Consider the following 17,699-nt stretch of genomic DNA (forward strand, 5'->3'; position numbering starts at 1 on the left):
CTCGTGATCTTCGCCCCCTTCAAAGCCGTGCTGGAGTGCCTAAGTCGGGGAACTGCAACTAATGCTGTTTTAATTCCGCCCTGGAGCGCCCCGATGTACAAGCCCTTCCTCTACGCCACGCTCGCCGCGGCCGTGCTGACCGCGCCGGCCGCCATGGCCGCGCCGTCGACCGATCCGGCCAAGATGCCCGCCGGCAGCTATGTGCTCGACAAGACCCACGCTTCCCTGACCGCCAAGCTCAAGCACATGGGCCTGTCGAACTACACCCTGCGCTTCACCAAGCTGGACGCTTCCTACCAGTACGATCCGGCCCAGCCGACCGCCGCCAAGCTGACCGTCACGGTCGACCCGGCCTCGATCGACACCTCCACCGGCGCCGACGAGTTCGGCCTGAAGTTCAACAAGGAACTGATCGGCGACGGCTGGCTGGAAGCCGCCAAGTACCCGACCATCACCTTCGTCTCGACCGTCGTGAACGTCGGCGACGGCCAGCACGGCACGGTGACCGGCGACCTGACTTTCCACGGCGTGACCAAGCCGGTGGTGCTGGACGTCACCTTCAACGGCTCGGGCCCGGGCATGAACCCGCTGCAGACCCGCGCGGGCTTCTCGGCGACCACGACCATCAAGCGGTCGGAGTTTGGCGTCGGCAAGTACGTGCCGCTGGTCGGCGACGACGTCACGCTGAACATCGAAGTCGAATTCCAGAAGAAGTAAAACTGCGCTGGATCATGGCGGGCGAACCCCGCCATGATCCAAGCTAAGTTCAGGGGACCTGGGAGACTCGCATGGCCGCAAGCCGTACGCGCTACACGACGGTGGCGATCGTCATTCACTGGCTGATCGCCGCGGCCCTCATCTTCCAGATCATCCTGGGCTGGCGGATGGGCGACGGGCCCAAGGGCCCGACCACCTACGCCCTGTTCCAGCTGCACAAGTCGATTGGCATCACCATCCTGCTGCTCAGCCTGGCGCGGCTGGCCTGGCGGCTGTTCAACACGCCGCCGGCCCCGCCCGAGGGACAGCCCAAGTGGGAGCAGGTCGCCTCCAAGCTCGTTCACATCGGCTTCTATGTGATCATGATCGGCCTGCCGCTGACGGGCTGGATCCTGGTCTCGGCCAGCCGCGTGCCGATCCCGACCCTGTTGTTCGGGACGATGCCGTGGCCGCACATTCCTGGCCTGCCCGAACTGGCGGCCGGTCCCAAGCACCTCTGGTACGAGATCGGCGAGCTGGGCCACGGCGTGCTGGTCAAGGTCACCTATCTGCTGCTGATCCTGCACCTGGGCGCGGTGGCCAAGCACCAGATCCTCGACAAGGACGAGGTGTTCGCCAACATGGCTCCCGGCGCTCGCCCCGGCTGGAAAGAGCCCCGGGCCTGGCTGGCCGCGGCCGGTCTCGCCGCCGTGGTCGCCGCGGGCTATCTCTACATGCCCGCCACCAAGGCCAAGCCCGCCGCGCCGCCCGCGCCAGCCGCCGAACCTGCTCCGGCCGAAGCTCCGACCGCCGCCGCGACGCCGCCGGTCGACGCCGCGCCGCCCGCCGTCGAGGCCGCCCCCGCGGCAGTCTCCGAGCTCAAGGACCCCGTCCAGTGGACCGTCCAGAAGGGCTCGACCCTGGGCTTCAGCGCCACCTGGTCGGAGAACGCCATCGAGGGCCGCTTCAAGACCTGGACCGCCGACATCCTGTTCTCGCCCGAGGCCCTGGACCGCTCGAAGCTGACCGTCGCCATCGACACGGCCTCGGTCGACACCGGCGACGCCCAGCGCGACCAGAGCCTGCCCAGCGGCGACTTCTTCGACACCGCCGAGCACCCAAAAGCGACCTTCACGGCTGCCAAGTTCCGCAAGACCGGCGAGGGCAAGTTCGTCGCCGACGGGATCCTGGACCTGCGCGGCGTGAAAAAGCCGCTCAGCCTGCCGTTCTCCCTGAAGATCGACGGCGACACGGCGACCGCGCGGGGTGTAACCACCCTCGACCGGACGACGTTTGGAGTTGGGCAGGGCGAATGGGCGTCGACGGACGAAATCGCGGCGAAGGTGAAGGTCAGCTTCAGCCTGACCGCCAAGAAGAAGTAGAGGCCGCCGCCGACGCTCTGCGCGCCGGCGGGCTGGTCATCCTGCCGACCGAGACGGTCTACGGGCTCGGGGCCGACGCCGCGAACCCGGCGGCCGTGGCGGCGATCTTCGAGGCCAAGGGCCGGCCGCGCTTCAACCCGCTGATCGCCCACGTCGCCGACCTGGAAACCGCCGCGCGGATCGCCGACCTCGATGACCGCGCCTGGGCCCTGGCCCGCGAATTCTGGCCGGGGCCGCTGACCATCGTCGCGCCGATCAAGGACACGGCCGCCGTCTGTGACCTGGCGCGCGCCGGGCTCGACACGGTGGCGATCCGCGTGCCGGGCCACCCGGTTTCGCACGCGGTGCTGGAAGCGTTCGGCGGCGCGGTCGTCGCCCCCTCCGCCAACCGCTCGGGCCGCCCCAGCCCCACCACCTATGCCGACGCCATCGCCGAGACCGGCGACAAGGCCGCCGCCGCCCTGGACGGGGGGCCGAGCGCCGTCGGCCTGGAATCGACCGTGGTCTCGGTCCTGGACGGCCAGGCGCGCCTGCTGCGGCCCGGCGCCGTCACGCGCTTCCAGTTGCAGCGGATCGTCGGGCCTCTGGCCGAAGCGGAAGACGACGCCAGGCGCTCGCCCGGCCGCCTGGCCCTGCACTACGCCCCCGACGCGCCGGTGCGGATCAACGCCAAGGCCCCAGAGACGACCGAGGCCTATCTGGCGTTCGGGGATTGGCCGCAGGGTCCGCGCGTCTTCAATCTCAGCCCGTCCGGCGACCTGGCCGAAGCCGCCGCCAACCTGTTCTCGTACCTGCGCGCCGCCGACCGTCTTCGCCCCTCGGCCATCGCCGTCGCGCCGATCCCGGAAGACGGCCTGGGCGAAGCGATCAATGACCGGCTGCGTCGCGCGGCCGGCTTCGTAGGATAGACCGATGAAGAGCAAGACCCGGATCATGTATGTCGAGGACAAGTCCAAGGGCATCAACGGGCCGGCGCGGATCGGGCGGGTCGTCTCGTCCAAGAGCGGCGAGACCCTGCACTATGCCGGCCAGACGTTCTGGGCCCTGCGCCACTCGGGCCTGAAAGCCAACTTCCAGGACAGCGTGACCGGCCATCCGTACTGGATCGCCCGGGCGCGCAAGGACGGCGCCGACCGGCTGTTCAAGGGCGCGGGCGATCCGGCCGTGATCGACGACAATGTGCGCGAGGAATATTGGCGCGACATCCGGGGCCTTCCCGACCCCGCCTTGGGTTAGGTCCGCGACGCCGTAGACGCTGACATCGACCCAATCCGCCGCTTATACTGAGCGCCATGATCAAGCCCGTTCCCGCCGATGTCGTCTCCCGGATCAAGGCCGTGCTCGGCGAGGGCGGCTGGAGCCAGGATCCGGACGTGCTCGCGCCACACCTCGTCGAATGGCGCGGTCGCTGGCGGGGCGAGACGCCGCTGCTGGTGACGCCGCGCACGACCGACGAGGTCGCCGCCGTGGTCGGGATCTGCGCGGCCGAGGGCGTGGCGATCACGCCCCAGGGCGGCAATACCGGCCTCGTCGCCGGCCAGATCCCGCACGGCGAGATTCTGCTCTCGACCCAGAAGCTGAAGGCGATCCGCGACGTCGACCCGCTCGACGACGCCATGGTGCTGGAGGCCGGGGTCACGCTGCACGAAGCCCACCAGCAGGCCGCCCGGGTCGGCCGGCGCTTCACGGTCGGCGTGGCCTCGGAAGGCTCCTGCACGATCGGGGGGCTGATCTCGACCAACGCCGGCGGCACGACCGTGCTGCGTTATGGCATGATGCGCGAGCAGGTGCTGGGCGTCGAGGCGGTGCTGCCCAATGGCGAGATCTGGAACGGCCTCAAGCGCCTGCGCAAGGACAATACCGGCTACGACCTCAAGCAACTGCTGATCGGCGCCGAGGGCACGCTGGGCATCGTCACCGCGGCCTCGCTGAAGCTGCACGCGCCGCTGGCCTCGCGGGCGGTGGCGATCGTGGGCCTCAACGCGCCGGCCGACGCGATCCAGCTTCTCGCGAGGGCGAAAGACGAGACCGGCGGCGCGGTCGAGGCCTTCGAACTGATGAGCTTGCTGGGTTTCGCCCTGACCATCCGCAACGTGCCGGGCCTGCGCGACCCGCTGCCGACCGAGCATCCCTGGTACGTGCTGATCGAGATCGCCAGCGGCGAGCCCGGGACGGCCGAGGCGGCGTTGGAACGCCTGCTGGCCAAGGCCCTGGGCGACGGCTTGATCGCCGACGCCGCCGTCGCCCAGACCGAGACGCAAGAGAAGACCTTCTGGCACATCCGCGAGGGCCATTCGGCGGGCCAGAAGCCCGAGGGCGCGGTGTGGAAGCACGACATCTCGGTGCCGGTCTCGAAGATCCCGGCCTTCATTGAAAAGGCCGACGCGGCGCTGGAGGAAGCTTTCCCCGGCGTGCGGATCATCGCTTTCGGCCATGTCGGCGACGGCAATGTCCACTACGACGTGCTCAAACCCGTTGGCGCGGATGATGACGCTCATGACGCCCAGCGCGAGCTGGGCGCCAGGATCGTCCACGACATCACCGCCAGCTTCGCCGGCTCGATCAGCGCCGAGCACGGTCTGGGGGCGATGAAGACGGCCGAGGCCCTGACCTACAAGGACCCGATCGAGGTCGCGGCCCTGCGCGCGATCCGGGGGGCTCTGGACCCCAAGCGGATCATGAACCCCAGGATTCTGTTCTAGGCGGCGGCTTTGGCGAGGGCGCGCCGCTTGCGGACGCGCAGGGCCTGCAGGACCAGCACGCCGATCGCGCCAGCCGGGATCGTGGCCTTGTAGAAGCCGGCCTGCGAGCCGGGACCCAGCACGTTGATCGCCAGGGGTATGAAGCCCCAGTGGCCCGTGCCCTGTTGCATCCAGAACGCGCCGACGCCGACGAAGCACATCAGCGCCCACACGATGCGGAACTTCAGCGTCCGGTCGCGGGCGACCAGGAACGCGGCCACGACCATCGGCAGCGGCCAGGCGAGAGCGGCCACGAGGCCAAAAGTCTGGGTCATGGGCGCTGCATAGCCGTCTCGCCCGGATGGGTCGAGCCGCCTTCACGGTTACTCAACTCCTAGGCGTCCATAAGGCGCACCTGTCAGGGGATGGGCGGGGAAAGATCATGAAGTTTGGTTTGGTCGCGTCGGCGTCCGCGTGCGTCCTGCTCTGCGCCTGCGCGTCTGTGACGCGCGGCTCGACCGACGCCTGGGAGGTCAACAGCGACCCGATCGGCGCCAAGGTCGAGACCACCAACGGCCACTTCTGCGAAGCGACGCCGTGCGCGATCCGCATGAGCCGCAAGAGCGAGTTTGTCGCCACCGTCACCAAGCCGGGGTACCGCCCGGCCACCATCACCGTCACCCACAAGACCGCCAAGGCGGGCGCCGCCGGCATGGCCGGCAACGTCCTGATCGGCGGTCTGATCGGGGTCGGCATCGACTCCGCCACCGGGGCCACCCAGGACCTCGTGCCCAATCCGGCCTTCGTGAAGCTGGAGCGGACTGGACCTTACGACCCGCCCGCCGAGATCCTGCCGCCGGAGCCTGTCCCGCCGCCGCCGGCCGTTCCGCAACCGGTCTATGCGCCCGAGCCGGTCGCGGCGCCGCCGATCTACACACCGGCTCCGCCGCCCTCCCGCGCGCCGACCTACGCACCGGCGGCGCCGACGGTCTACACGCCCGCGCCGCTCTCCGGGGGGCCAGTCGCGCCGCCGCCGCCACCCCCGCCGGTCGTGAGCAGCAGCAACATCATCAAGGGCACGGCCTTCCTGCGCACGCGCAACGGCCAGACTCGCAGCTGCGCCGGCTCGCCGGTGCGGTTGTTCCCGCGCGGTCCTTCCACTATCGCCTTCGTGCGCCAGGCCTATGGTTCGGAGCAGGGCGGCTTCGCCCGCCGGACGACCTGGGAGCCGCAGCCGTTCGATCCGGTCATCACGGTCGAGACCTGCGACGCCCAGGGCGGCTTCGCCTTCGACCGCCTGCCCGACGGCGACTACTATGTCGCGGCCGTGGTCAGTATCGAGAGCCCGGCCGGTAATGGCGGCGGCTATATGGTCCAGGAGGGCGGCACGATCGTCACCCTGGTCTCGGTCTCGGGCGGCGCGGTCAAGCCGATCGTCCTGACCCGTTAGGTCTCCGGCACCCCGGCCATCATCGCCTTTAGAGCCCCCAGGTGGCCCTTCAGCGCCTTGCGTCCGGGACTGGTCAGCGACAGCCAGGTGCGCTGGCGGCCGTCGGAGGCGGCCTTGCTGACCTTGACGTAGCCGGCTTCCTCCAAGGTCTTCACGTGCTTGGAGAGCACCGACTCCGAGACGTCCAGCGCCTCGCGGACGGTGGCGAAGTCGATGGTGTCCACCGCCGCCAGCATGCAGCACATCTGCAGGCGATTGGGGGCGTGGATCACCGGGTCCAGTTCCACGCTCACAGCGAGCCGCCGTCGCGCAGGTCGGCGCGGAAGGCCGCTTCCCAGACGAAGCCGCCGATGGTGACGATCACGGCGACCAGCGCGCCGAAAACCAGCGGCGCCAGGGTTAGCCCCCGCTCGTGCACCAGCCAAAGCGAGATCAGTCCACCGAGCGTCGCGAGCGCGGCCAGCCCGACCGCGATCCAGCGTGTGCGCCCGGCGCGGTAGCCGCTGACCCACATTCCCGTGTGACGCTTGTAGGCTCGCACCAGCAGCCACAGGCCGGCGAGATAGACGGCATAAAACGCGACCACGAGGGGGATCGGCAGCGCTTGCACCCCGATCAGCCCGCCGATCAGAACACCCAGCGCCGGGTGGTGCCAGATCGGCGCCTTGGCCCGTTCGGCCAGGTCGGTATTGGCGGCTTCGACCTCGGCCAGCATCCGCAGGGCGTCTTCGTCTCGGGTCATGGCGACTTCCTTACTTTCCATTGCGTAAAGTCATAACTCGCTACTTTCCAGTGTGGCAAGTGGAAACTTTCCGATCTGGAAAGTGATGGACTCGACAAGCGCGATCGGGGCGAGCTTGATGGCGGCATGAGCGCGCTCTTCCGGTTCGCCAGCGCTGTCCGGCGTCACGCCGAGGTCGAGGCCTGGTTCTCGGCCGACGATCCGCTACGTCAGTTGGGTCACGCTTGGTTCGAGCGCCTGCGGGCCAGCGGCGGAGACGTCCGCGAACTGCTGCACGACGGCCATCCGACCGCCTGCGTCGACGACGCCGCCTTCGCCTATGTCGACGCCTTCGCCGCCCATGCCAGCATCGGTTTCTACGCGGGTGCGTCGCTGCCTGATCCGGGCCGTCTGCTCGAAGGGACGGGCAAGCGGATGCGGCACGTCAAACTGCGCTGGGGCCGGCCGATCGACGAAGCGGCCTTGGTCGAGCTGATCGCCGCCGCCCATGCGGACATGCGGCGGCGTGTCGACTCAGGGGAATGACATAGCTGGCGCCGTCGCTCCTAAGCCTCTATCTCCCGGCCATGCTGATGGTCATCTCGCCCGCCAAGTCGCTGGACTTCACCGCCCCCAAGGATGTGCTGCCGCTCACCACGCCGGCGCTGAAGCCCCAGATCGCCGAACTGGCCAAGGTCACGCGCAAGCTGACCGCGCCCGACCTCAAGCGGCTGATGCACATCTCCGACGCCCTGGCCAAGCTGAACCGCGAGCGGTTCCAGGCTTTCGACTCCGAGCTCGAGGATGGCCTGCAGGCGATCATCGCCTTCAACGGCGATGTCTATGCCGGCCTGGCCGCCCGCGAGCTGGACCGTCCGGCCCTGGAGTGGGCCCAGGATCACCTGCGGATCCTGTCGGGCCTCTACGGCGTGCTGCGCCCGTTCGACGCCCTGCAGCCCTATCGCCTGGAGATGGGCGCGCGGCTGAAGACCAAGCGTGGCAGCAACCTCTACGACTTCTGGGGCGAGACGATCTCCACGACCCTGAACGCCGCCGCCGAGGGCCACGACGACCCGACCCTGGTGAACCTGGCGAGCCAGGAGTATTTCGGCGCCGTCGACGCCAAGGCCCTGAAGCTGCCGGTGGTCACTTGCCACTTCAAGGAAGAGAAGCACGGCGAGCTGCGGGTGCTGGGCTTCTTCGCCAAGAAGGCGCGGGGCCGCATGGCCCGCTACATCATCGACAACCGGATCGACCTCGCCGAAGGGCTGAAGCGGTTCGACCTTGACGGCTACGCCTTCAAGCCGAACCTTTCGACCGAGGCCGACTGGGTTTTCGCTCGCCCGCAGCCCTGAATTCATCTATCGATGAATTTATAAGCGCTCGCCTCTCGCATGGGCGAGCTATATGCTGCGTCGCAGCAAATGCAGGGAGCGTGAGCGCATGGCCGTGGATTTCGGTTTGCAGGGGCAGGTCGCCATCGTCACCGGCTCGACCAGCGGCATCGGTCACGCCTTGGCCGACGCGCTCGCCGCCCAGGGCTGCAACATCGTCATGAACGGCTTGGGCGAGATGAACGCCATCGAACGGGCCCGGGCCGAGATGGCCGAAACCCACGGCGTCGAGGTGCTGTATCACGGCGCCGACATGACCAAGCCCGACCAGATCGCCGACATGGTCCGCGCCGCCAAGGCCGAGTTTGGCGAGCTGGACATCCTGGTCAACAACGCCGGCGTCCAGCACGTGGCCCCGATCGAGGATTTCCCGGACGACAAGTGGGACCTGATCATCGCGATCAACCTGTCGTCGGCCTTCCACGCGACCAAGGCGGCCGTGCCGATCATGAAGGAGCAGGGACGCGGGCGGATCGTCAACATCGCTTCGGCGCATGGTCTGGTCGCCTCGCCGTTCAAGTCGGCCTATGTCGCGGCCAAGCACGGCATCCTGGGCCTGACCAAGACGGTGGCCCTCGAGGTCGCCGAGCACGGAATCACCTGCAACGCCATCTGCCCCGGCTTCGTGAAGACCCCGCTGGTCGAGGCCCAGATCGCCGATCAGGCCAAGGCCCGCGGCATTTCGGAAGAGGCGGTGATGAAGGACGTGATCCTGGCCGCCCAACCAACCAAGCAGTTCGTCACCTTCGAACAGCTGGGCGGCATGTTGCTCTATCTGGTCTCCGACGCCGGGGCTTCGGCCAATGGCGCGGCGTTCCAGGTCGACGGCGGCTGGGTCGCGCAATAGGCTGGGCCGCGTGCCCATCCCGCCCTTCATCAAGAAGAAGTCCGCCCCCCGGACGCTGAGCCTGGCCCTGCAGGGCGGGGGCTCGCACGGGGCGTTCGAGTGGGGCGTGCTCGACCGCCTGCTGGAGGAGGACGATCTGGAGATCCGGGCGGCCACCGCCGCCTCGGCTGGGGCGATGAACGCCGTCTGCCTGGCCCAGGGCCTGATCGACGACGGCAAGGCCGGGGCCAGGAAGCGTCTCGAATCTTTCTGGCGGCAGGTGAACCGGCAGGGCGGACGCAATGTCTTCGGCGACACCTCGATCTGGACCTCCGCGTTCAGCGGCGGGGCCGACTGGCTGAAGAACACTCCCGGCTGGCGGATGGCCGAGACCTTCGCCCTGTCGCTCAGCCCCTACGAGTTCAATCCGTTCAACCTGAACCCGCTGCACGACACGCTGGAAGCCGAGATCACCTTCAGCCAGATCCGCGAGAAGAGCCCGATCAAGCTCTATGTCGCCGCCACGGCGGTGCGGACCAGCAAGTCGGTGATCTTCCGCGAGACCGAGCTGACGTCTCGCCACATCATGGCCAGCGCCTGCCTGCCGCAGGTTTTCCAGGCCGTGGAGATCGACGGCGAGCCCTACTGGGACGGTGGTTTCCTGGCTAATCCGCCGCTGTGGCCGTTGTTCTATGACGACACCCCCGACGACATCCTGATCGTCAGCCTCAACCCTTTCGTCCGCGAGGAGACGCCCAAGTCCCCGGGCGAGATCATGGACCGGCTGAACGAGATCACCTTCAACGCCTCCCTGGCCTCGGAGCTGCGGGCCATCGGCTTCGTGCAGAAGCTGCTGGACGAGGGGCTGCTGAAGGAAAACGCCCGGGGCCGCTACCGCCGGATGCTGGTCCACGCCATCACCGCCGACAAGCCGCTGGCGGATCTGTCGCTCTCCACCAAGTTCAACACCGAGTGGAGTTTCCTGACCGATCTCAAGGCGCGGGGGCGCAAGGCGGCGGAAGCTTGGCTGGCCGACTGCGGAAACTGCATCGGTGTGAAGTCCAGCGTCGATCTCAAGGTCGGCTTCCCCTGAAGGACCTGGCCATGAACCATCCCGTGCCGACCGTCGGTGTCGTCTGCCTGCGCGGCGACGAGGTCCTGCTGATCCGGCGCGGCACGCCGCCTCGACTGAACCAGTGGAGCCTGCCGGGCGGAAGGCTGGAATGGGGAGAGACCCTGGAGGTCGCCGCCTTGCGCGAGCTCAAGGAAGAGACCGGCGTCGAGGCCGAGCTGCTGGGCCTGCTGGACGTGGTCGACGGCGTGTTTCCGGCCCGTCCAGGCGGCGAGATCACCCGCCACTACGTGATGATCGACTACGCCGCCCGCTGGACCGGCGGCGAGCCAGTGGCCGGCGACGACGCGGCCGAGGCGAAATTCGTGACGCTGGACGAGGCCATGGCCCTGGTCGAGTGGGAAGAAACACGGCGGGTGATCGCGGAGACGTATCAGCGGCTCGGGGCTTAGACGCCCCTCCGTCACGGCGCTTCGTTGCGTCCAGCCATCGCCCGTGTTCAATCCACCCATGACCCTCGTCGAAGCCCGCGCCCCGCGCACCTCTCTCAGCCCCAACGCCCTGATCCTGATCGCCGCGTGCGTCGGTCTGGGCTGGGCCGTCGCTGCCCAGCTGCCGCCCGCCGGACCGCTGACCTTCGCCTTTGTCGCCGCGACCTGGATCCTCAGCGTCGGGGTCCACGAGTTCGGCCACGCCTTCGTCGCGCACAAGGCCGGTGACACGACGATTGTCGAGAAGGGCTACCTGACCCTCGATCCGCTCAAGTATTCGGACCTCGTCACCACCCTCATCTTCCCGCTGATCGCCCTGGCCCTGGGCGGCATCGGCTTTCCCGGCGGGGCGGTCTATCTGCGCGAGGACCTGATGCGGTCGAAAGGCTGGCGGTCGCTGGCCTCGCTGGCCGGGCCGCTGGGGACGCTGGCGGTGCTGGTCGCCCTGGCCATCGCCCTGCCGTTCGTCGCCTCCGGTCCGCTCTACAACGCCCTGTCGCTGCTGGCCCTGCTGCAGGCCAGCGCCCTGGTCTTGAACCTCCTGCCGATCCCGGGCCTGGACGGCTACGGCGTCATCCGGCCGTTCCTCTCCGACGGCGTGCGGGCCAGGCTGGTCAAGATCGAGCGGATCGGCTTTCTCATCCTGTTCGCCCTGATCTTCTGGGTCCCCGGGGTCAGCGGCTTCATCTTCGGCGCGGCCCTGACGGTCACCGACCTCCTGGGCGTATCGCGGTCGGCCGTCGGCGCCGGCTGGCAGGCCTTCCACTTCTGGGGCTCTTGACCTTCCGCCCCTGACCGCCTCTCCTTCAAACAAGCGTTTCAGAGACAAGAGGGAGGTTCGCCATGGCCTACGCGCCGTTCAATCTGTCGGGCAAGGTGGCCCTGGTCACTGGCGGCAATCGCGGCATCGGCCTGGGCATGGCCAAGGCGATGGCGGAGGCTGGCGCCGACATCGTCATCTGGGGCTCCAATCCCGAGCGCAATCTCGAGGCCGAGAAGCAGCTGACCACGCTGGGCGTGCGGGTGAAGGCCCAGACCGTCGACGTCTCCGACGAAGATCAGGTCCGCGAAGGCATGGAGGAGGCCGTGGCCGCCATGGGCCGGGTCGACAGCGTCTTCGCCAATGCCGGCGTCGGCTTCGGTTCGCCCTCGTTTGTCGAGATGAAGACCGAGACCTATCGCAAGGTGCTGTCGGTCAATCTGGACGGTGTGTTCTTCACCCTGCGCGAGGCCTGCCGCCACATGGTCGAGCGCGCCAAGACCGGCGATCCGGGCGGTTCGCTGGTCGGGGTGGCCTCGCTGGCCGCCATCGAGGGCGCGGCCCGCAACGAGGCCTATGCGGCCACCAAGGGCGCGGTGATCTCGATGATCAAGTCGGTCGCCGTCGAGCACGCCCGCTATGGCGTGCGCGCCAACGCCATCCTGCCGGGCTGGATCGCCACCGACATGACGGCCGGGGCGCAGGCGAACGCCGCCTTCGCCGAGAAGGTCATCCCGCGCGTGCCGGCTCGCCGCTGGGGCGAGCCCGAGGATTTCGGCGGCATGGCCGTCTATCTGGCCTCGGACGCGTCGAGCTACCACTCGGGCACGACCATCGTCATCGACGGCGGATACTCGATCTTCTGACGGCGTGTTTCTTGGACTCTGAAGTCCAATAAAAACCCAGGTAAAACAGGGCCTTGCGGAACGGTCCGCGCGGTGAGAAGCTTTCTCCACGGCAGCCTGGACATCAGATCCGGGCGCCGACGAGGAAACAAAGACGATGACGCCCCAAGACGTTGTCAGCCTGGCTCCGCCGCGCGGCTTCCTGACGCTGATCGCCCTGGTCCTGACGGCCATGGCCAGCTGCTTCTGGACCGCCGAATCGGACGTCGAGACCGAGCTGGTCCGCCACAACTAGGCTAGGCTAACCTCGCGGCACGCTTGCGGGCGCGGGCGCGGCGCGAAATCCTCCCTGAAAGCAACGGGAGGAACGGTCATGGGCCTGCGCACGCCGCTCTGCGATCTACTGCATATCGAGCATCCGATCCTTCTGGCCGGCATGGGCGGGGTGTCCTATGCGCCGCTGGCGGCGGCGGTGTCGAACGCCGGCGGCTACGGTGTGCTGGGCATGGCCGGGACCTCGCCGGACTTCATCCGCGACCAGATGCGCGAGGTCCGAAGCCTCACCGACAAGCCGTTCGGCGTCGACCTGCTGGCCGCCACGCCGGACGCGCTGACCGCCAGCGTCGAGGTCATTATCGAGGAGGGCGCCTCGTCCTTCATCGCCGGCCTTGGCGTGCCGCTGCCGATCATCGCGCGCCTCAAGGCGGCCGGCCTGAAGGTCATGGTCGTCTGCGGGGCGGTGAAGCACGCGGTCAAGGCCGAGCAGGCCGGCTGCGACGCCGTCATCTGCCAGGGCGGGGAGGGCGGCGGCCACACCGGTCTGGTCGGCACCTTGCCGCTGGTCGCGCAGTCGGTCGAGGCCGTGAAGATCCCTGTCGTCGCGGCGGGGGGGCTCTATGATGGCCGGGGCCTCGCGGCGGCCCTGGCCCTGGGCGCCCAGGGCGTCTGGATGGGCACGCGCTTCATCGCCAGCCTCGAGGCTCACGCCGGCGACCTCTATCGCCAGGCGGTGGTCGAGGCGGCCGACGAAGACACGATCCGCACCCGTTGCTACTCAGGCAAGCCGATGCGGGTGAAGAAGAACCCCTATGTCGACGACTGGGAGGGCCGGCCATCCGACATCCAGCCTTTCCCCCAGCAGGCCATGATCTCGATCCGGGCGGGGGCCATGGGCGGCATCGGCGGCCAGATCGAGGGTCTCGACCCGGCCAAGTCCTGCTTCGCCATGGGCCAGAGCGCCGGTGGCGTGCGCGAGGTGCTGCCGGCCGGCGAGATCGTGGCGCGGCTCGTCAGCGAGGCAGAGGCGGCGCTGGACCGGGCGAACGCCTTCCGCGTCTAACGCTTGTGCGGGGGCAGGATCCGCTGGAAGTGCGCCTCGAAGACCGCGTGGCATTCGCAGGCGCGCTTTTCCAGGCCCGGACGGTCCAGCACCTCGACCTTGCCGCGGCCGATGTGGATGACCTTGGCGTCCTGCAGGACGCGGGCGACGGCGCTGATCGTCGTGCGCTGCACGCCCAGCATCTGGGCCAGGGTCTCCTGGGTCAGGCGGATCGGCTCCTTGCCCGAGCGGTCGTGGGCGAACTGCAGCCAGCGGCAGACGCGTTGCTCGATCGGATGCAGGGCGTTGCAGGCGGCGACCTGCATCATCTGGGCGATGAAGGCGTCGGCGGCGCGATCGAACAGGTCGCCGACGACGGCGTGGCGGAGCTTGACCTCCTCCAGCTTGGCGGTCGGCAGGCAGAAGGCGTGGCCGGGCACGCGAACGACGGCGCGGCCATAGGCGGGCTTGAAGCCGGCGCTGACCACGCCGCCGATCGCGCCTTCGAAGCCGATGCTGGCGGCCTCGATCTCCTGACCGTCCGAGGTCACCACCAGCAGCGAGGCCTGGGTGGGGCCGCAGGGCAGGTAGGTGTGCTCGACGTCGTCCCCGACATCGAACAGCACGGCGTCGGCCGGCAGGTCGACGAGAACCATGTGCGCGGCCAATTCGGCCAGGGCGTCCGGGCGCAGGGCGGCCAGCAGACGGTTGGAATCGTAGGTCGGGGCGGCGTCGCCCTCGACGGTGCTGCGGACGATGCGGGTGATGGCGGTCATGCGTGCCTCCCGTGAAGCTCGACAGCATAAGCGCGCGGCGCACGGCTTAGTTTCCCGTGGACGGCGAGACTCTTCCGAAGCACCCTCCGCAAGGGCCACGGAGTAGACCCATGATCGCCAAGCGACACCTGCGGCGGAGGCTGAGCCAGTACGGCGCGCTATGGCTCGGATCGTTCGTCGTCACCCTGCTGGTCATGGCCGCCATGGTCTTCGGCGTGGGCGCGCCGCTGGCGGAGACCGCCGACCTCGCCCTGCCGATCGCCCTGGCCCTGCTGGGCCTGGCGGTGATCACCGGCGTCGGGATCACGTTAGCCCAGGACGTCAGCCTGTCGACCAAGTCGCTGATCACGGCCCTGGCCCTGCTGCTGGTCCTGCCGCTGCTGTGGGCGCCGGTGCTGGCGGTGATCGTCACCGCCGCTATCGCCGGGGCGTCGGTGGAGTATTCCACCGCCTACGCTCAGTTCCGGATCGCGGTCAGTCACCTGATCTACCCGCTGGTGGCGATGCTGGGCGAGGACCCGCTGGTCGGCTTCGTCTGGCAGGCGTTCCAGGTCGTCGCGTCCGTGGTGGGCGCGGTCGCGTCGGTGCTCCAGGTGTGGCGGGTCATCAAGCCGTTCCTGTACGGCGAGGAGGAAGAGACGGCGGAAGCCTAGACTGTATCTTCCAGCCTCCAGCCTCCAGCCTCCCCGGAGGTGAGGGCCCAGGCGCCGGTTTCCGCCCTATCCAAAGCTTGTCATCCCGGCCGCAGCGCAGCGGAGAGCCGGGACCCAGGGGTAGCCGCACTGCGCCGACCCCTGGGTCCCGGACAGCCTCTGCGAGGCTTCCGGGATGACAAGAATTTGGTTTGAAGCGTCAGCTTCGGTCCCCGCTTTCGCGGGGATGAGCGGTTGGAGGAATGCCTTAGCTCAGCGTCGTCGGGCCGGGCAGCACCCAGTCCTCTTCCTGCTCGTGCAGCATCACATGCAGGCCCAGGCCGGCTGGATGCTCGGCCAGGCGTCGGGCCGCGGCGCTGGCTTGGCCGCGCGTTTCGTAAGCGCCAAAGCGCAGGTTGTCGCCGATGATGGACCAGCGATCGCCGACCCGAACGACACCATAATGCACCTCAGTCATGGGCAGACCTCCTTGCAGTATCCACAGGGAACGCCTGATCTGTGGCGATCACAAGGCCCTTATTGTTCAAGCTTTTTTGACACCGAGGGGCATTTTGTCCCCAAGCGGAAGCCGACCGCTCGCCCGTCAGGCGCGGGACGGTGACAGGCGGGCGCGGTTTGGCGATAACAGGCTCATGTCGCGTCCGTTCCTTATCGGCGTCCTCCTCGGCGCCCTCGTCGTTTCGCCGGTCCTGGCCCCCAAGGCGTTCGGTCAGGAACGGGCCGCCGACGAGCGTCAGCGTCTGCTGGACCTGGCCTATACGCTGGGCGAGAGCCACGCCCTGCGCCAGGCCTGCGAGGGCGTCGACGACCAGTACTGGCGCTCGCGCATGGTTCGCCTGACCGAGGTGGAGCAGGCCGACCAGGCCTTCGACGCCCAGATGCGCGAGCGGTTCAACACCGGCTTCGCCTCGCGTCGCAGCGAATATCCGATCTGCGACGACGCCAGCCGCAAGGCCGAGCAGGCCGCCGCCCGCAAGGGCCAGGTCCTGGCCCACAAGCTCTCGCAGTCGATGCGCCCCGCGCCTCCGCCGCCCGCGCCGGATTCCATGGCGGACGGCGAAGGAGCGCGCTAACCTCTACCCAGGTTTGTAGAGGAGCGTCGCTCTTGGGCACGTCCATCGTCGTAATCGTCCTGCTGGTTCTGGCCTTCGTGCTGGTGATGAGCGTCATCAAGATCGTGCCGCAGGGGCGCGAATTCACCGTCGAACGGTTCGGCCGCTACACCCGGACCCTGAAGCCCGGCATCAGCATCCTGACTCCCTTCGTCGAGACGATCGGGCGCAAGGTGAACATGATGGAGCAGGTGCTGGACGTCCCCCAGCAGGAGGTCATCACCAAGGATAACGTGTCGGTGAAGGTCGACGCCATCGTCTTCATTCAGGTGATGGACGCCGCCGCGGCCGCCTATCGGGTGGACAATCTGATGTACGCCATCACCCAGCTGGCCCAGACCAACCTGCGCACGGTCGTCGGCTCGATGGAGCTGGACGAGGTGTTGAGCCAGCGCGACGCGATCAACACCAGGCTGCTCTCGACCATCGACCACGCCACCGGCCCGTGGGGCGTCAAGGTGGCGCGGATCGAGATCAAGGACCTGACGCCGCCGCCGGACATCACCAACGCCATGGCCCGCCAGATGAAGGCCGAGCGCGAGAAGCGCGCGGTGATCACCGAGGCCGAGGGCGAGAAGCAGTCCCAGATCGCCCGCGCCGAGGGCCAGAAGCAGTCCGCCATCCTGCAGGCCGAGGGCCGCCGCGAGGCCGCCTTCCGCGACGCCGAGGCCCGCGAGCGGGAAGCCGAGGCCGAGGCCAAGGCGACGGCCTTCGTCTCCGAGGCCATCTCCAAGGGTGACGTCAACGCCATCAACTACTTCATCGCCCAGAAGTACGTCGAAGCCTTCGGCGAGCTGGCCCGCAGCCCGCAGCAGAAGACGGTGATCGTGCCGGCCGACTTCTCGGGCCTGACCGGGACCGTCGCGGGCGTCGCCGAGCTGATCAAGAGCCTGGGCGCCGATACCCCCAAGGCCCCGCCGCCGTCGCGGAGCGCATCGACCGCGGCGCCGACCAGCCCGCCGCCCGCCAAGCGCGGAGCCTAGGTCATGGGCGCGATCGCCGGCTTCTACGCTCTGCAACCGTTCTGGCTGTGGCTGGCCGTCGCGGCCCTTTGCCTGGCCATCGAGGTCTCGACCGGGACGGGCTGGCTCCTGTGGCCGGCGGCCAGCGCCTTCGTCATAGGCCTGGTCGCCCAGGCCTTGCATCCGGGCGCTGTGCTCGAGATCGGCCTGTTCGCCGTCCTGACCATCGCCTCGACCTATCTGGCCCGCCGCTTCCTGCGGCCGGTGCTGGAGCCGACGGGGCCGGACCTCAACGACCCACTGAAACGGCTGATCGGCCAGCGCGGCCAGGTGCTGTCGACCTTTGAGCAAGGCCGCGGCCGGGTGTTCGTCGACGGCAAGGACTGGGCGGCCGAGACCGAGGAGCCGATCCCCGCCATCAGCCAGGAGGTCGTGGTCATCGGCCTCAATGGCGCGGTGCTGAAGGTCCGCAAGATTCCGACCTGACGGAAACCTGCTGACAGAACGCGGCGTCTGCCCCTGTTATCCGCCGACGGCGACACCATTTGAGCCCCGCATCA

25 protein-coding genes are annotated in these 17,699 nt (G+C 68.5%); 20 read left to right on the plus strand and 5 right to left on the minus strand.

The window, feature by feature from the left end; all coding sequences use genetic code 11:
* Positions 1 to 93: 93 nt before the first annotated feature.
* The 5 genes from AC07R7_RS05050 (at position 94) to AC07R7_RS05070 (ending at position 4,780) form a co-directional block, all read left to right on the plus strand.
* Positions 94 to 717, plus strand: coding sequence for a YceI family protein (locus AC07R7_RS05050; protein WP_494634364.1), 624 nt, complete (start codon positions 94 to 96; stop codon positions 715 to 717).
* A 71-nt stretch (positions 718 to 788) separates the two neighbouring features.
* Positions 789 to 2,078 carry a YceI family protein gene (locus AC07R7_RS05055; protein WP_494634365.1) on the plus strand — a complete coding sequence of 430 codons (1,290 nt, stop codon included), beginning with the start codon at positions 789 to 791 and terminating at the stop codon, positions 2,076 to 2,078.
* Complete coding sequence (locus AC07R7_RS05060) at positions 2,009 to 2,986, plus strand: L-threonylcarbamoyladenylate synthase (protein WP_494634366.1); 978 nt, start codon at positions 2,009 to 2,011, stop codon at positions 2,984 to 2,986. The genes AC07R7_RS05055 and AC07R7_RS05060 overlap by 70 nt, the downstream gene beginning before the upstream one ends.
* Before the next feature lie 4 nt (positions 2,987 to 2,990).
* Complete coding sequence (locus tag AC07R7_RS05065; RefSeq protein WP_492888155.1) at positions 2,991 to 3,314, plus strand: 1-deoxy-D-xylulose-5-phosphate synthase; 324 nt, start codon at positions 2,991 to 2,993, stop codon at positions 3,312 to 3,314.
* A gap of 56 nt (positions 3,315 to 3,370) precedes the next feature.
* On the plus strand, positions 3,371 to 4,780 hold the full coding sequence (locus tag AC07R7_RS05070; RefSeq protein WP_494634367.1) for an FAD-binding oxidoreductase: 1,410 nt from the start codon (positions 3,371 to 3,373) through the stop codon (positions 4,778 to 4,780).
* On the opposite strand, the gene AC07R7_RS05075 is transcribed toward AC07R7_RS05070, so the two are convergent.
* Positions 4,777 to 5,094 (minus strand): hypothetical protein, encoded by a 318-nt coding sequence (locus tag AC07R7_RS05075; protein WP_494634368.1) that lies wholly within the window; start codon positions 5,092 to 5,094, stop codon positions 4,777 to 4,779. The two genes, AC07R7_RS05070 and AC07R7_RS05075, sit on opposite strands and share 4 nt — an antisense overlap.
* A gap of 107 nt (positions 5,095 to 5,201) precedes the next feature.
* On the opposite strand from AC07R7_RS05075, the gene AC07R7_RS05080 reads away from it, so the two are divergent.
* Entirely contained in the window at positions 5,202 to 6,209 is a 1,008-nt protein-coding gene (locus AC07R7_RS05080) for a hypothetical protein (RefSeq protein WP_494634369.1), read from the plus strand.
* Here AC07R7_RS05080 and AC07R7_RS05085 read toward each other — a convergent pair.
* Positions 6,206 to 6,502: a transcriptional regulator gene (locus AC07R7_RS05085; RefSeq protein WP_494634370.1), complete on the minus strand. Its 297-nt coding sequence runs from the start codon at positions 6,500 to 6,502 to the stop codon at positions 6,206 to 6,208. The genes AC07R7_RS05080 and AC07R7_RS05085 overlap by 4 nt on opposite strands.
* Positions 6,499 to 6,951, minus strand: coding sequence for a hypothetical protein (locus AC07R7_RS05090; protein ID WP_494634371.1), 453 nt, complete (start codon positions 6,949 to 6,951; stop codon positions 6,499 to 6,501). The genes AC07R7_RS05085 and AC07R7_RS05090 overlap by 4 nt, the downstream gene beginning before the upstream one ends.
* 126 nt (positions 6,952 to 7,077) lie before the next feature.
* Here AC07R7_RS05090 and AC07R7_RS05095 point away from each other — a divergent pair, with 126 nt between their 5' ends.
* The 9 genes from AC07R7_RS05095 to AC07R7_RS05135 all read left to right on the plus strand — a co-directional run bounded on the left by AC07R7_RS05095 (position 7,078) and on the right by AC07R7_RS05135 (position 13,657).
* A complete protein-coding gene (locus tag AC07R7_RS05095; RefSeq protein ID WP_494634372.1) occupies positions 7,078 to 7,476 on the plus strand; it encodes a DUF1801 domain-containing protein in 399 nt (132 codons plus the stop codon).
* 41 nt (positions 7,477 to 7,517) lie between these two features.
* Positions 7,518 to 8,285 carry a peroxide stress protein YaaA gene (gene yaaA / locus AC07R7_RS05100; RefSeq protein WP_494634373.1) on the plus strand — a complete coding sequence of 256 codons (768 nt, stop codon included), beginning with the start codon at positions 7,518 to 7,520 and terminating at the stop codon, positions 8,283 to 8,285.
* Between the two features lie 88 nt (positions 8,286 to 8,373).
* Positions 8,374 to 9,171 (plus strand): 3-hydroxybutyrate dehydrogenase, encoded by a 798-nt coding sequence (locus AC07R7_RS05105; protein WP_492837430.1) that lies wholly within the window; start codon positions 8,374 to 8,376, stop codon positions 9,169 to 9,171.
* A 10-nt stretch (positions 9,172 to 9,181) separates the two neighbouring features.
* Positions 9,182 to 10,243, plus strand: coding sequence for a patatin-like phospholipase family protein (locus tag AC07R7_RS05110; protein ID WP_494634374.1), 1,062 nt, complete (start codon positions 9,182 to 9,184; stop codon positions 10,241 to 10,243).
* 11 nt (positions 10,244 to 10,254) lie between these two features.
* Positions 10,255 to 10,674, plus strand: coding sequence for an NUDIX hydrolase (locus AC07R7_RS05115; RefSeq protein WP_494634375.1), 420 nt, complete (start codon positions 10,255 to 10,257; stop codon positions 10,672 to 10,674).
* A gap of 58 nt (positions 10,675 to 10,732) precedes the next feature.
* On the plus strand, positions 10,733 to 11,494 hold the full coding sequence (locus AC07R7_RS05120; RefSeq protein ID WP_494634376.1) for a site-2 protease family protein: 762 nt from the start codon (positions 10,733 to 10,735) through the stop codon (positions 11,492 to 11,494).
* 62 nt (positions 11,495 to 11,556) lie between these two features.
* Positions 11,557 to 12,339 carry an SDR family NAD(P)-dependent oxidoreductase gene (locus AC07R7_RS05125; protein ID WP_492837425.1) on the plus strand — a complete coding sequence of 261 codons (783 nt, stop codon included), beginning with the start codon at positions 11,557 to 11,559 and terminating at the stop codon, positions 12,337 to 12,339.
* Positions 12,340 to 12,475: 136 nt separating this feature from the next.
* Positions 12,476 to 12,613: a hypothetical protein gene (locus tag AC07R7_RS05130; protein WP_492837424.1), complete on the plus strand. Its 138-nt coding sequence runs from the start codon at positions 12,476 to 12,478 to the stop codon at positions 12,611 to 12,613.
* Positions 12,614 to 12,691: 78 nt separating this feature from the next.
* Positions 12,692 to 13,657, plus strand: a complete 966-nt coding sequence (locus AC07R7_RS05135; RefSeq protein ID WP_492888144.1) for an NAD(P)H-dependent flavin oxidoreductase — start codon at positions 12,692 to 12,694, stop codon at positions 13,655 to 13,657.
* Here AC07R7_RS05135 and AC07R7_RS05140 read toward each other — a convergent pair.
* The gene (locus AC07R7_RS05140; protein ID WP_492888143.1) at positions 13,654 to 14,412 is read right to left on the minus strand and encodes a Crp/Fnr family transcriptional regulator; all 759 of its coding nucleotides are present in this window, start codon (positions 14,410 to 14,412) and stop codon (positions 13,654 to 13,656) included. The two genes, AC07R7_RS05135 and AC07R7_RS05140, sit on opposite strands and share 4 nt — an antisense overlap.
* Before the next feature lie 110 nt (positions 14,413 to 14,522).
* Between AC07R7_RS05140 and AC07R7_RS05145 the strand changes: the two genes are divergently transcribed.
* Positions 14,523 to 15,065: a hypothetical protein gene (locus AC07R7_RS05145; RefSeq protein WP_494634377.1), complete on the plus strand. Its 543-nt coding sequence runs from the start codon at positions 14,523 to 14,525 to the stop codon at positions 15,063 to 15,065.
* A gap of 39 nt (positions 15,066 to 15,104) precedes the next feature.
* Entirely contained in the window at positions 15,105 to 15,260 is a 156-nt protein-coding gene (locus AC07R7_RS05150; protein ID WP_494634378.1) for a hypothetical protein, read from the plus strand.
* A 52-nt stretch (positions 15,261 to 15,312) separates the two neighbouring features.
* On the opposite strand, the gene AC07R7_RS05155 is transcribed toward AC07R7_RS05150, so the two are convergent.
* A complete protein-coding gene (locus AC07R7_RS05155; RefSeq protein ID WP_492888266.1) occupies positions 15,313 to 15,540 on the minus strand; it encodes a hypothetical protein in 228 nt (75 codons plus the stop codon).
* 157 nt (positions 15,541 to 15,697) lie between these two features.
* On the opposite strand from AC07R7_RS05155, the gene AC07R7_RS05160 reads away from it, so the two are divergent.
* From AC07R7_RS05160 to AC07R7_RS05170, 3 genes are all read left to right on the plus strand, one after another.
* Complete coding sequence (locus tag AC07R7_RS05160) at positions 15,698 to 16,138, plus strand: TIGR02301 family protein (protein ID WP_494634379.1); 441 nt, start codon at positions 15,698 to 15,700, stop codon at positions 16,136 to 16,138.
* Between the two features lie 86 nt (positions 16,139 to 16,224).
* The gene (locus AC07R7_RS05165; protein WP_395445904.1) at positions 16,225 to 17,160 is read left to right on the plus strand and encodes an SPFH domain-containing protein; all 936 of its coding nucleotides are present in this window, start codon (positions 16,225 to 16,227) and stop codon (positions 17,158 to 17,160) included.
* 3 nt (positions 17,161 to 17,163) lie between these two features.
* On the plus strand, positions 17,164 to 17,625 hold the full coding sequence (locus AC07R7_RS05170; protein WP_494634380.1) for an NfeD family protein: 462 nt from the start codon (positions 17,164 to 17,166) through the stop codon (positions 17,623 to 17,625).
* The last annotated feature ends 74 nt before the right edge of the window (positions 17,626 to 17,699 follow it).

It is taken from the genome of Caulobacter sp. GW821-FHT05F04, assembly GCF_059419665.1.